The sequence below is a fragment of the Lactobacillus equicursoris DSM 19284 = JCM 14600 = CIP 110162 genome (assembly GCF_001434815.1).
Lineage (GTDB): Bacteria > Bacillota > Bacilli > Lactobacillales > Lactobacillaceae > Lactobacillus > Lactobacillus equicursoris.
Map to the genome: position 1 here is coordinate 26,992 of NZ_AZDU01000016.1, position 13,030 is coordinate 40,021.

9 protein-coding genes and 1 pseudogene are annotated in these 13,030 nt (G+C 46.8%); 4 read left to right on the top strand and 6 right to left on the bottom strand.

Annotated features, from left to right (window positions below; all coding sequences use genetic code 11):
• Nucleotides 1-351 precede the first annotated feature (351 nt).
• Both FC20_RS04475 and FC20_RS04480 read left to right on the top strand, forming a co-directional pair.
• The gene (locus FC20_RS04475; RefSeq protein WP_008461225.1) at nucleotides 352-1,398 is read left to right on the top strand and encodes a chloride channel protein; all 1,047 of its coding nucleotides are present in this window, start codon (nucleotides 352-354) and stop codon (nucleotides 1,396-1,398) included.
• 535 nt (nucleotides 1,399-1,933) lie between these two features.
• Nucleotides 1,934-3,046 (top strand): vitamin B12 independent methionine synthase, encoded by a 1,113-nt coding sequence (locus FC20_RS04480; RefSeq protein WP_008461228.1) that lies wholly within the window; start codon nucleotides 1,934-1,936, stop codon nucleotides 3,044-3,046.
• A 73-nt stretch (nucleotides 3,047-3,119) separates the two neighbouring features.
• Here the strand turns inward: FC20_RS04480 and FC20_RS04485 are convergent, their stop codons facing one another.
• Nucleotides 3,120-4,052, bottom strand: a complete 933-nt coding sequence (locus tag FC20_RS04485) for a DegV family protein (RefSeq protein ID WP_008461230.1) — start codon at nucleotides 4,050-4,052, stop codon at nucleotides 3,120-3,122.
• A gap of 243 nt (nucleotides 4,053-4,295) precedes the next feature.
• On the opposite strand from FC20_RS04485, the gene FC20_RS04490 reads away from it, so the two are divergent.
• Nucleotides 4,296-4,679, top strand: a complete 384-nt coding sequence (locus tag FC20_RS04490) for an HIRAN domain-containing protein (RefSeq protein ID WP_008461232.1) — start codon at nucleotides 4,296-4,298, stop codon at nucleotides 4,677-4,679.
• Nucleotides 4,680-4,940: 261 nt separating this feature from the next.
• Nucleotides 4,941-5,936 (top strand): annotated as a pseudogene (gene add, locus FC20_RS04495) (adenosine deaminase).
• 137 nt (nucleotides 5,937-6,073) lie between these two features.
• Here add and cysK read toward each other — a convergent pair.
• From cysK to FC20_RS04520, 5 genes are all read right to left on the bottom strand, one after another.
• On the bottom strand, nucleotides 6,074-6,997 hold the full coding sequence (gene cysK / locus FC20_RS04500; RefSeq protein ID WP_008461237.1) for a cysteine synthase A: 924 nt from the start codon (nucleotides 6,995-6,997) through the stop codon (nucleotides 6,074-6,076).
• A complete protein-coding gene (locus tag FC20_RS04505; protein WP_039943649.1) occupies nucleotides 6,987-7,793 on the bottom strand; it encodes a homoserine O-acetyltransferase/O-succinyltransferase family protein in 807 nt (268 codons plus the stop codon). Before FC20_RS04505 ends, cysK begins: the two co-directional genes overlap by 11 nt.
• Nucleotides 7,794-8,122: 329 nt before the next feature.
• On the bottom strand, nucleotides 8,123-9,517 hold the full coding sequence (locus FC20_RS04510; RefSeq protein ID WP_008461240.1) for an MFS transporter: 1,395 nt from the start codon (nucleotides 9,515-9,517) through the stop codon (nucleotides 8,123-8,125).
• 186 nt (nucleotides 9,518-9,703) lie between these two features.
• On the bottom strand, nucleotides 9,704-10,459 hold the full coding sequence (locus tag FC20_RS04515) for an alpha/beta hydrolase (RefSeq protein ID WP_082610477.1): 756 nt from the start codon (nucleotides 10,457-10,459) through the stop codon (nucleotides 9,704-9,706).
• Nucleotides 10,460-10,516: 57 nt separating this feature from the next.
• Nucleotides 10,517-12,892 carry a Xaa-Pro dipeptidyl-peptidase gene (locus FC20_RS04520; RefSeq protein WP_008461249.1) on the bottom strand — a complete coding sequence of 792 codons (2,376 nt, stop codon included), beginning with the start codon at nucleotides 12,890-12,892 and terminating at the stop codon, nucleotides 10,517-10,519.
• Between the last annotated feature and the right edge of the window lie 138 nt (nucleotides 12,893-13,030).

Here is a 13,030-nt window from a genome sequence, read left to right on the forward strand (position 1 = left end):
CACCTCGTAAAAAATACTTATTGCTTTTCTTTGTTATCTATTTCACCTCAAATTGTAGCATTGGATAAAAGCGCTTTCAAGTTTTGCTGGAGATTTTTAGATATTTTAATAATATTTGTAATGAAGAATGAAAAATGTCAAAAAATCAAATGTAGAGAAATTTGCTATAATGGATTCAATTAAGAATATAACAGGAGCGACTGAAACTTGAAACGATTAAAAGGCATTGCCTTCTTCTATGCCAGCTTGGTCAGCATCTTGATTGGCCTGGGGGCGGGGCTCTTTTTAACGGTAACCAGCTAATTAATCAACCTGGTCTGGTCAAGGCCCGTATTGAGCAGGCCGGTCTGGATGCTGGCTTTAGCAGTTATTTTTGGCTTGATTATTGGTGTTTTGCAGGCCAAAATTGGCCAGTATCCGAAAACGATCAAGCAGATCCTGGCTGAATTTAAGGCTAGCGGCAAGGTCGAGAGTCAGAGCTGGAAGACCTGGATCAACGGCGCCGTGATCTTAGCCAGCGGGGCCAGCGTGGGGCCAGAAGCGTCCATGACCGGGATCATTGCCCGCCAGTCCAGTTGGCTGGGGCAGAAATTGACTAATTTTGTGACTGATGCTGATCTAGCTGGTGCCAGTTTTTGGCAGCAAAATCAGGGCTTTTTTAAGGCAAAAAGTGAAGCAGACCAGCCGCTAAAGAGCGTCTTTGCTAGCCAAAAGCGGCAAAAGGCGGCCTATGCGATCTGGATTGCACTAGGCATAGTTGCCTTTATCTGCTGGTTGAAGGTCTTCCCAGAAAGCAAGGTCTTTGGCATCAGCTGGAAGGCAGTAAATTGGACCTGGCAGGGATTGGCTTTAAGCCCGGTAGCCTTAGTTATCGGCCTTTTATTTGGCTACTTTTTCTTAAAAATGGAACAAGCCGGCGCCTGGCTGAGTAAAAAAATCAAGAGCTCAGTCTTGAAAGGTGCCTTAGGAGGCCTGCTCTTAGGGATTTTTGGCATCTTTTCGACTTACTTCCTCTGGTCGGGGGCCTTTACCATGTGGAAGCTGGTTAAAGAGGCTGCAGTTTTAGGACCGGTCCTGCTTTTGTTTTTAGCCTTTGGCAAGGCGATCTTAACCAATCTGGGCTTTGGGTTAGGCTGGCGGGGCGGAACGATCTTCCCGGCGATCTTTTGCTCGGTCTCCTTGGGGATTGCCTTTGCTCTGGTCTTGCCTTGGTCGCAGAACCTGCTGGTTGCCATTATTACGGCGGCCAGCGTCAGCTTGATTGTGGGCCGGCCCAAACTGGTTGCCGTCTTGCTGATTTTTCTATTTACTTTGAAACTAGCCCCAGTCATTTTGGCTGTTTGCTGGTTGTGCGAGCAGCTGCTGAATACCAAGTGGCTCTTAGATAAATTGCAGTAAAAAATGGACTCTGCTTGAGTCCATTTTTGCTTTTATTAATGTAAATCTTCTGGATTAAAGCTCATCCCCTTGTGGTAGTACTTACGGTCGTCTGGGTTATAGATTTTCCCTGCCTTGAAATCATGGTAGTTGGACATTTGTTGCCTCGCTTACGCAGAGAAAAAGTAAATTATTTTTTTAAAGACAGTTGACAAGCTTAAAAGTTAGCCGTAAGATAATGATAAATAAATTAATGCTTGCTTAGAAAAGATGAGTAGCTATTCTAAACTTTTTACAGAGAGCCAGGGCAGGTGAAAGCTGGCAATTGCGAAGGTAGTGAAGATGGTCTTTGAGCAATCAAGGAGTGAATCCTTAGCCCCTTGCAGGAGACGCCTGTTATCGCGTCAAGGTTTAAGAATGAACCTATTGAGGGCTGGGCCGTGAGGCACAGCCGAAGTAAGAGTGGTATCACGCAAGTGCGTCTCTTGGCTAGAAATAGCTAAGGGCGCACTTTTTATTTACCAGTTTTTTAATAAAAGATTTGAGAGGCAGAAACATGACTTCAGCACCATACCGTTATGACATCGTCGGCAGCTTCTTGCGTCCAGCAGAATTGAAGGAAGCTAGAGAAGAATTGAAGGAAGGCAAGATCAGTCAAACAGACTTGACCAAGGTCGAAGACAAGTGGATCAAGGACCTGGTTGACAAGGAAAAGGCAGTTGGCCTACATGCCGTAACCGACGGTGAATTCCGCCGCTCCTGGTGGCACCTGGACTTCTTGTGGGGCTTAAAGGGCGTTACTAAATATGACTACCAACACAGCTACAAGTTCCACGGCGAAAAGACCAGAACTGATAACGCTGAATTGGGCGGTAAGGTGGAATACAACCCAGACCACCCATTCTTCAAGCACTTCTTGTTCACCAAAGAAGCAGCTGGGGATGCGGTAGCCAAGCAAACTATCCCATCACCAACCATGCTCTTTAGAGACGACCGTTCTGACAAGTGGCCAGACTTTTACGCAAGCTGGGATGAATATTTAGCAGACTTAGCCAAGGCTTATAACGAAACGATCAAGCACTTCTACGATCTTGGCTGCCGCTACTTGCAAATTGACGATACCACTTGGGCCTTTTTGATCAGCAAGCTTAACGAAACTAAGGACCAAGCAGAAGAACATGCTAAATACGTTCAACTGGCTGAAAGTGCTGTTAAGGTGATCAACGGGGCCCTTGAAGGCTTGCCAGCAGACTTGACGGTAACGACCCACATCTGCCGGGGCAACTTCAAGTCAACCTTCCTCTTCTCAGGCGGCTATGAACCAGTTGCGCCATACTTGGCAAAGTTGAACTACGATGGCTTTTTCCTGGAATATGACTCAGACAGATCTGGCGACTTAGCGCCAATCAAGACTATCTGGAATGACCGCAAGGATGTCAAGATTGTCTTGGGCTTGGTAACGTCCAAGTTTGGTGAACTGGAAGATAAGGACGACTTGTTGGCCCGGATTAAGGAAGCAAGCGGCTACGTGCCACTAGAAAACTTAGCCCTCAGCCCACAATGTGGCTTTGCGTCAACTGAAGAAGGCAACAAGCTGACTGAAGCAGAAGAATGGAACAAGCTGAAGCTGATCAAGGAAGTCGCCGACGAAGTTTGGGGCGAAGAATAACCATTAACTATCTCTATCAAAAAAGATCTGTGATAAATTCACAGATCTTTTTGCTTTTCTTCTATCTCATTGCTTATGCAAATTTTTCGCCAACTTCAGCTGAGTTGATGCCGGTTATCGGCTTGCCGTCTTGGTCAAAGTAGCTGTCTAGGTTGCGACACCAGATGATGGCGATGGTGTTTTTCCCGCAGTGGACGCCGACGACCGGGCCGATGATTGACCGGTCAAAGTCGTCTTGCGGGAATTTTTCCTGATAGTCCTTGAACCATTCATCGCCCCTTTTGGGATTGTCCGCGTCAAAAATGGTCGCGTGGATCGGATAATCCTTGTCCTTGGTCAAGCGGTCAAAGTCTTCTTGGATATGGCGATAAGCCCGTTTATACTGTCTTTCCTTGGCAATGGCGGAAATGTGGCCAGTCTTTTGGACATCCATGGCCAAGATTGGCGTGATGTGAAGCAGGGTCCCGATGAAGGTGGCGGCGTTAGACAGGCGGCCAGTCCGCTTCAAGTGGGCCAGGTTGTCGACTAAGAAGCGGACCCCGATCGTTTTTCTCAAATCTTCCAGGTCATGCATGATTAAGTCCACGTCAGCGCCAGCGGCAACCAGGCGGGCTGCCAAGATAGCGCAATCAGCCAAGCCAGCGCAGGTGGTGTGGCAGTCAAAAGGATGGATCTTGATCCGATCTTCTTCTTGGGCATAGGCTACGAGGTTTTGGTAGGAGCTAGAAATCCCGCTTGAAAGGGGCAAGATGATCACGTCGGTATAGCCATTTGCCACGTAGTCATCGACGAATTCAGTAATTTGGCCAAGCGATGGCTGAGAGGTCGTTGGCAGGTCAGTTGCGGTCTCGATTTTTTGGTAAAAATCTTCATAGCTGATGTCGACCAGGTCATAGTAGGTTTTGTCGCCCCAGATCAGGGGGATGGGGACAACATCAATGTGATATTGTTCTTGCTGTTCCTTGGTGAGGTAGGCGGAGCTATCGGTTAAAACTGCAATCTTCATTTTCTTCTCCTTGCTTGATATCTTTTCTTGCAAATCATTCCGTTGAGAATGTTTAATATGTTTAGAAGTTAATCACTTTTCTACCTTTATTGTAAATTATTGCGAAAACGATAACAAGAAAAGTAGATTAAGATTTATCTGCTAAGTTATTTAAATAGTGCTACAATTTTATCTGAAAAGACCATAGAAATTTGATCAGATTATTGGGTCAAGCTATTTTATTAAAATAAGGGAGGGACTACTATGGCAGATATCTTTTTCACCATTACTGGCACTAGCCACTATTTTGGAAATAAGATTTTTGAACGCAAGATAAAGGTGAAGCTGGTTAAAGAACCTGATAACGACTACGACAAAGAGGCGATTCGCGTTGAACTACGGGGCCTAGGCAAGGTGGGTTATGTTGCCAATAGTCCTTACACTGTTTTAGGTGAGAGCATCAGCGCTGGGCGATTATACGACCTCTTTGGCAAGGAAGCTGAAGGACGGGTTTTGTACGTGCTTGACCGCGGTATTGTCTGCGAATTGCTGGTGCCAAAGGACTGGCATGATCCGCGCTCATTCAGCTTTGACAAGCTGAAGAAGCTGCGCCGCCGGGACAATGGGAATCAGCAGCAACAGAATTGAAAAAAGCATAGAAAAACACAATTATTTTTTAGCGGAAAAAGCCTGGTTTGAGGACAAAATGTTGTTCTTAGACTAGCTTTTTCTTTTAGCCTAAATTACGAACAAGGTAAAAGCCGAACAATTCCTGAATCTGCGATTAATTAGGCAATTGTTGAATAATTTTTACTGAGAAAAAGCTCTTTAAATCTCAATTGAAAGTGATAGAATAGAAAAAATTTACAACTATTTTTCATGATTTCAGCAATTATTGAGGACTTAAAGATGCAGAATTTGATTGACCTCCACTTACATTTAGACGGCTCCTTGCCAGTTTTATCCGTGAAAAAGATATTAGCCAAAGAGGGCAAGACCATGTCCGATCAAGAACTAAAGGAGCGCTTGTCAGTCGGGGAGGACTGTCAAAATTTAGCTGAATATCTGGATAAGTTCAACTTCCCACTGGAATTGATGCAAAGCGCTGAAAACTTGCACCTGTTAACTTGCGACCTCTTAAAGGATTTAAGAAGCCAGGGCCTGGTTTATGCTGAAATCCGCTTTGCCCCGCAGCAGCATACCAAGACTTTGACTCAGGCTGAAGCCGTACAAGCTGTGATCGCTGGTCTAGAAGATTTTTACGCTTGGTAAAAAGAGCAGGCAGATGACCGAACAGATCTCCATGCCCAGATCCTGTTGTGCTTAATGCGCCTTGAGGGCGTTAGCGACAAAAACTGGGAAACGGTTAAGGTTGCTAAAGAATTTTTAGGCCAAGGCGTAGCCGGGATCGACCTGGCGGGACCTGAAAATGAAGAGGTGGCTAACCGCAAGTTTGCGCCATTTTTTGCCAAGGCAAAGGAGCTCGGCATCCCTTACACTATCCATGCCGGGGAAGCCATGGGCCCTGAATCAGTCAAAGAAGCTCTAGCCATGGGGACCAAGCGGATCGGCCACGGCATCCGTTCTATGGAAGATCCTGAGCTGATTAAAAAATTAGTCCAAGACCAAATTACCTTGGAATGCTGCGCCAGCTCCAACTTGAACACCAAGATTTTTGACGACCTTTCTCAGTATCCCTTAAGAAAGCTGCTGGCTAAAAAAGTTCAGGCCACGGTCAATACCGACAACATGACGGTATCTCAGACCAACCTGCCAAGAGAATACAAACTATTAGAATCTATTGGCTTAACATCAGCTGAAGAAAAGCAAGTCTATTTAAACGTGGTTAACGCCGCTTTTTGTGACCAGGCTGAAAAAGAGCGGCTGTTAGATCTAGTTAGGTAAGAGATAAATCATTACCAAAAAGGACATCCATTCGGATGTCCTTTTTTAGATAGTATCGATGTTAGTTTTTGTAATTAATTTCGCTGTTTTGTAATTGAGGATTATTACTGATATTAATGTTATTTTTATATTCGTTCTTACTTGTACAAAGCCGTTGACAAGTAGCGTTCGCCATTGTCTGGGGCAACGGTGATAACCTTCTTGCCCTTGCCCAGCTTCTTAGCTAATTCAATGGCGCCGTGGATGTTGGCCCCAGCTGAGATCCCTGGCAAAAAGCCTTCCAAACGTGCCACTTCTCTAGCCGTTTCAAAAGCATCGTCGCTTGAAACTTCTACGATCCCGTCGAAGATTTCTTGGTCCAGGGTCTTAGGAATAAAGCCGGCAGAGATTCCTTGAATCTTGTGTGGCCCCTTCTTGCCTTCCTTTAAAAGTGGTGATTCAGCTGGTTCTAAGGCGTAAACCTTGACGTCGCCCGCCTTCTTGAGGGCCCGGCCGATCCCAGTCAAGGTGCCGCCAGTCCCGACGCCAGCTACAAAGGCATCTGGCAAATCGCCTTCAAAGGCTTCAACGATTTCCTTACCAGTCGTCAATTCATGGATTTCTGGGTTGGCTGGGTTTTCAAACTGCATTGGCATGAAGTAGCCTTCGTTTTCAACTAATTCCTTAGCCTTAGCAATGGAAGCAGCCATGCCGCCCTTGCCATCAGTCAAGATCAGTTCAGCGCCGTAAGCACGAATAATCTTTTTTCTTTCATCGCTCATAGTTTCAGGCATGATGATGGTGAGTTGGTAGCCCTTGGCGGAAGCCACGGCAGCCAGACCGATCCCGGTGTTGCCGGAAGTTGGCTCAACGATCTTGCTGCCAGGCTTCAGCTTGCCTTCCTTTTCTGCCTTTTCAATCATGGCCAGAGCAATCCGGTCCTTAATGGAGCCGCCAGGGTTAAAGAATTCCAGCTTAACGTAAACATCTGCAGCGTCTTTTGGGACGACCCGGTTGAGCTTTACGATTGGGGTGTTGCCGATAGTTTCCAAAATGTTGTTGTAGATCCGATTAGTAGACATAGTATTGTGCTCCTTTTGCATTTTTTACAGTAGTCATCCAGTTGTTAAAAAAGTGTTTCTGCGTGCTCCGCCAGGTGAACAGGGGCAGAGCCATCGCGTCTTCATCTGCAAAATAATTTTCAGGCTTAGCCAGGCCTTGGTCATCACCTCCTCTAGCGGTTAGTTCTCTTTGATATTCCTTTTGAAAGGCACTTGGTCCATACTCCAGGTGGGTAAAGAGGAAGCTTTGCTCGCCCTGGCTAGCCAAGGTCAGGTGGCCGCTTTCTGTGACCGCGTTGACCGTTAAGGGACTAGCCAAGACTTCGTCCACGTTCATCTCGGCGTAGCGGGCATGCGGGGCCTTGAAGCCTGCGGTTAAGCCTTTTAAAAGGGGTGTTTTGTTGAGGATCTCTTGCGGGTAAATGCCAAAAAGCTTCTCTGGCAATTCATGCTTCTCAATTCCGTAAAAGTACTTCATCGCCGCCATTGCCCCCCAGCAGACGTAGAGCTGGGGGATGCGCATGTCCTTTAACAGATCAAAAAGCTGAGTAAGCTCTTGCCAGTAGTCGACTTCCTCAAAAGGGATGCGCTCGATTGGGGCCCCGGTAATGATGAAGCCATCGAGTTTCTTGACTTGCTCGAAATCAAGCGAGGAAGCCTGCCAGCCAGCTGGTATCGGCTGCTTCATGTGGTGGCTTTTGGGGTAGAAGTAGCGAATTTCGACCTCGGGGTTGGCTCTTTTTAAGACATGAGTAAATCTTTTTTGCGTATCAACCTTGTCATGCATGATGTTGAGAACGCCGATTTTTAATTTCATGGTCAAGCTGATGGTCCTTTCTAAAAAAGTAAAAATGGTAACAAAAAAGACACGCATCTATTTCGGATACGTGTCTTCAACAATCTGTGCTATTTATCTAGGCCAGTCATTTTCGCTAATTAACTCAGCCCACGCCAAATAGTGGATTGTCCAAGACACAATCCACAACAACAAGTTTCTTGATTAGCGTTAAAAATTGACTTGCTGCTCATTTGGCGAACCTCCTAAAGAATTTATACTGAAAGTATACAGCTCTTTTCTTAAAACGACAAGTGCAAACTTATCATTTTTTATTTATTTTGCTGAAGTATCAGTCTAATAGTTGCTTACTATTCGTTAGTACTCCTTGCTTGCAGGTGGAAGTTGTGCCAGATCAGACAGATAGCGATTAGGCCTAAAAGGGCAAAGAGGCAAAAGTCTAGTTTCCCGCCTTGGTAGCTTCGCGTCGCCAGTCTGCCTTGACCATACTTTTGATTAAGGGAAATCAGGGCTGTGGCGATGCTGACACCCAGAGAGCCGGCGAATTGCTGGATCATGTTAAAGGCCGAGTTGACGTCAGAAACGGTCTTTTTATCAACTAAGGTTGAAGCATTAGAAATAGAGTTGGCAAAAGCCAGGTTAAGGCCGGCCCGAAAAGCCACGTGACAAAGGATGATTAAGGCCGGAGTCAAGACCGGCTGCAGGAGGGCAAAGCCTAGGTTGCCCAGGAAAAAGAGGATACCACCAATACTGATCGGCTGCTTAAAGCCATACTTGTCGGCTAATTTACCTGCCCAAGGGGAGATGATGGCGCCCACAAAGGAGCCTGGCAAAAGGCATAGCCCCGCAATTAGGCTGGAAGCGGACAAAACATATTCGGCATAAGTCGGGATGGTGACTGACAGGCCGATATTGGCAAATTGCAGGATAAAGTAGGTTAAGGCCGCTAAAACAATGGTTAGCTTTTTAAAAATCGTCAGGTTGAGGAGCTGACTTTTGCCATGATCGTTGACGTAAACAAAGGCAGCAAAGAAGACCAAACCGATTAATAGGTTGATTAAGAAAGCAACGGAAAGACCCTGGCTGCCGATGACGGACATGGCGTAAACGACGAAGAAGAGTGAGATCCCGAGCAATAGCAAGGCAGCGTAGCTAAAGGATGTCTGGTTGCCCATCGGCCGGTTGCGAACGTAAAGCTGTCCGCCCAAAATGCTAATGAGGGCTAAAGGCAAGAGCAGCCAGAAGATCATCCGCCAGCTGGCAAATGATAGGACGATCCCGCCGTAAGTTGGCCCCAGAGCCGGAGCCAAAGAAATGATCATCCCGGCGACACCGGTCATCAGGCCTAGTTTTTCCTTAGGAACCTGGGTGAAAATCAACTGAAACATGATTGGCGTGGAGAAGCCGGTAGCGATCCCTTGAATGATTCTCCCAATTAAGAGGAGGCTAAAATTATTGCTTAAGGCTGCCAGACAGCTGCCCAGGATAAAGGCGACCCCCGCCCCTAAATGGAGCCATCTAGCCGGAATTTGCCGCAAGAGATAGGCGGTCGTCCCCATGATGATGGTGACGGTGAGCAAGTAGCCGGTCGTAATCCACTGGATGGTGGACAAGGGTGCACCAAATTGCTTGACCAAGATGGGGTAGGTGACGTTCATTGAGGTCTCATTTAAGATCCCGATGAAGGTTAAGAGCCCGACACTGAGGATGGCCAATGTCGTGTTTTTACTATCAGATTGTTTCATAAAAGTGAAAGTTCCTCCTAAAAAGACAAAAAGACTGTTAGCGGAACTCCGCCACAGTCTTTGGATAAGTCGTATTAAATTATTTTCAACAGTATTTTAGCATAACTTTTTGAAAAAAACTGACAATCATTGCTGATTTACCAGCTAAAAGTTGAATAACAAACGTTGGCTATCAGAGCAAGGGGGCTAAGCAATTTTTCTGAGCCACTTGATCAAGGCTTGGGCAATCAGCCTTTGCTGTTTTTGGTTAGAAATCGTTGCCTTTTTATCTCCCCTTTGATCGCCATAAGAACCAAAGCCAGCATGATTGCCGCCTTTAATGGAGACAAAAGTGGTGCTTTTTGGAAGGTATTTTTTGCCCTTTTGATAGTTTTTCCAGTTTAAGACCCCATCCTGGCTGGCCGTAATGGAGAGGGCTGGAAAAGTCTTATCGTCAAGTCTGCCTTTTTGATCGGCATAAGCTGCTAAGAAAAAGATCCCTTTTAATTTTTTCTTGGTGCTTTGATTGGCATAGCGGGCGGCCATAGCCCCACCCATGGAATGGCCACCGATTACGAATTTCTCTTTCTTTCCAGTCATGGAGTCAGCCGCTTTTGCTTTTAAGACTGCCATGTTAAGAGGAAAGTGGGCAATTTTGACGGTGTAGCCGGCGTTCGCCAGCTTTTTAGCCCAAATGCTGTAGGCATCTGGATCGACTAAGGCGCCGGGATAAAAGACTACAGTCATTTTAGATTGGCCCTTGCTCTTAAAAGTTGTCTCTTGCTTGCTAGTTACCGCAACTTTGGCGGCTTCCTTGGCTGCTGGACTGGCCTGGTAGTGGCTAGCCTCCCAATAGCCACTAGCAGCTAAGAAGATTAAAAGGATGGCAGAAAGGGTGATTAATAATCTCTTTTTGCCTTTAGCCTGTTTTTTGCTTTTACTATTCTTTTGTTTATTGGTCACTTTCTTCCCTCATCATTAAATAAATACTCTATATATTCCTAACGAACTTTTTATGGCTTATTTCCGGTATAAAAGCAAAGCCGTCTTTTCCAGGTCGATCGTGTAGTCTTCGCTAGACAGTGGCCGCTTGGTCATGCCCTGGTCGGTTGAATAGATGATCAGCCCCAGCTTGCTGCCGGCTGGCAGGGTGTAGTAGGTTGGCTGGAGTTCAAATTCCAGGTCCACGAACTGGCCTGGTTCCAGCTTGCTTGGCTTTTTCATGTCCTCGTAATTTTGCAAGTTCATGTGGGCCTTGGTGATCAGCTTAGCATCAGTTTCTTTGTCAGGCACGAATTCTTGCAAAGAGTCTGCCCCAAAGCGGAAGCCAAATGGCTGGTTGCCCCGGGCCAAAATCTTTGGCGTCGCCGTCAGCCGCTTGCGCTTGCCCAGGTCAACCAAGGCAACGGACAATTGGCCAACATTCTTGCTTGCAGCGACGCGTACGTGAACCTTTGGCCGGCCGACTAAAGTAACGGGGTGGATGAAGTCTTCCGTTTCAAAGCGGAGGCTGGCCTTGGCCCACTTTTCCTTACCGGAGATAAATTGGTATTCCCAGGCTGTTTCGCTGATCCCGCTGTCTTTAAATTCGCTGCCGCCGACATCGGTGAAGGTCAATTGGCCTTGTCCCGCTTGACTGGTTGACAAATCGCCGTCAGCTGTTGGCTGGTAAACTACAACTTGCCCCAAGTCATTGGACCAGTCGTTTTCACTGTGCCACTTGTCGGCTTCCAGGTTGTCTTGAATCATGACCTTTGGCCATTGTTCATAGGCACCATTTTCAACGCCTAAAAGTTCATGTACAAACCAAAGGTTCATTAGGTCGGTAAAGTCGATGGAAACCAGGTTATTCATGTTGTAGTGGGGCCCTTGGTGGAGGAAGAGGTGGGATTCAACTGGTAATTCCTTGACCTTTTGCCAGATCTTATAAACGTTCTTTGGCTTAACGTTCCAGTCGTTCAAGCCGTGAACGGAGATCCAGGAGCACTTGATGCCATCAGCGTGGTGGCGGTAGTTTCTGGCTTCCCAGAAGTCTGAATATTGGCCAGTTGCCCGATCTTGCTTTGCTTCCAGCTCTTTTTGCTCAGCTTCATAGGCCTTTTTAGCAGTGAAATTGCCCCCGTCCCAGAGGTTGGACTGGCAGACTTCAGCTAATTTATCTAGATCTTCGCCTTGGCATTCGCCAGGAGCAACTACTAGACCGTGCTCGCGGTAGTAGTCATACCATGAAGAGATAGCAGCTTCTGAAACTACCGTCTTTAAGCCTTTGACGCCGGTCGTAGCGATGGCAATTTGCAATGTGCCTAGGTATGACCGGCCTGTCATGCCGATATTGCCCGTGCACCAGGATGCCTTGGTTTCAAAACGGCGGGTGCGGTCGGTATAAGCCACCCGGTCACCGGTCAGCCATTCGATGACTTCCTTTTGAGAAATGGTTTCTTCCGGTGCTCCCGTGATCCGGATGCCGTCGCCGTGCCGATTGCCAATAGCGCCAGAGAAGACAGAGGCAAAGCCGCGGGCTAAGAGGTATTCGTTTAGGCCATATGAGGACTTGCCGGTTGCCAGTTCCGTAGCAGGCACGTCTTCGTCCGTTGGCTTTGGTGCAGGAATTAATGGCTTAGCTACGTACTTAGGATTGGTCCAGGTGGTGGAGTCAGTCAGGTCTTCGTCAACATTGTGGTTGGTCTTGACATTGTCGATGATGCCGCCAAAATAAGGGGATGCAGTGTAAAGGGCTGGCACCTGGATTTCCTGGCTTTCAAAAGGCCGGAAGATGGTAACGGGAAGCAGGTCGCCCTGGCCATCGCCGTCAGTGTCCAGATCACTTTGCACGTAAACAACTTCCCGGATCACCTTGCTAGTGTCAAAAACTGGGAGGGACTTGCCGTTAAAGAAGAGGAATTTGTTCTTGCCCCAGAACTGGGTAAAGTAGCCCTTGCCGGCCATGACGTCTAAGAGGATCTGCCCATTTTTAGTCCGGGTATTCAGCAAGCGGTAAAAGGCAAAGATGAGGTCGTCCTTGCTGTTCAAGCTGGGGATAGCTGGCAAAGCATGCTTTTTTACACAGGTAAAGGGATCAGCAAGTTGGTAGTCATAATTTGGGTGGTAGCCGAGAAGCTGCAAGGCGACATTAGCAAACTCGCTGGCGGTCATGGCTTGGGGGCTGGCTAGCAAAAAGCTCTTTAGGTCCTCATTTTCACTGACCGCAAATTCGCAAAGGCGGGCGTCCTTAGCTTGACGCGTAGTGGCTTCAGCAAGCACGTTGCCAGTTAAGACGGCAAAGAGCTCACTAAAGGAGAGAGTTTGGTAATTTTCCGGTAAAAAGTTGATCTCAAGCAGTTCTTTTTCGGCTTGCTCAGGACTGGTTTCAACATATGCATATTGGTTGTATTTCATAATCTACCTCATTAATAAAGAGTTCTATCTTTTCTATTTATTGATGATTTGTCTACTTCTAATTTTAGCTTAATCGGGGCTTGGCGGGTAGAGGGAGAGGCTTGGTAACAAAAAAGTAAATTTTTTTGCAAAATAGAA

Bases quoted from the DNA above. Each gene is read 5' to 3' on its own strand.
- FC20_RS04475 (WP_008461225.1), top strand. From the start codon at position 352: ATGCTGGCTTTAGCAGTTATTTTTGGCTTGATTATTGGTGTTTTGCAG.
- FC20_RS04480 (WP_008461228.1), top strand. From the start codon at position 1,934: ATGACTTCAGCACCATACCGTTATGACATCGTCGGCAGCTTCTTGCGT.
- FC20_RS04485 (WP_008461230.1), bottom strand. From the start codon at position 4,052: ATGAAGATTGCAGTTTTAACCGATAGCTCCGCCTACCTCACCAAGGAA.
- FC20_RS04490 (WP_008461232.1), top strand. From the start codon at position 4,296: ATGGCAGATATCTTTTTCACCATTACTGGCACTAGCCACTATTTTGGA.
- cysK (WP_008461237.1), bottom strand. From the start codon at position 6,997: ATGTCTACTAATCGGATCTACAACAACATTTTGGAAACTATCGGCAAC.
- FC20_RS04505 (WP_039943649.1), bottom strand. From the start codon at position 7,793: ATGAAATTAAAAATCGGCGTTCTCAACATCATGCATGACAAGGTTGAT.
- FC20_RS04510 (WP_008461240.1), bottom strand. From the start codon at position 9,517: ATGAAACAATCTGATAGTAAAAACACGACATTGGCCATCCTCAGTGTC.
- FC20_RS04520 (WP_008461249.1), bottom strand. From the start codon at position 12,892: ATGAAATACAACCAATATGCATATGTTGAAACCAGTCCTGAGCAAGCC.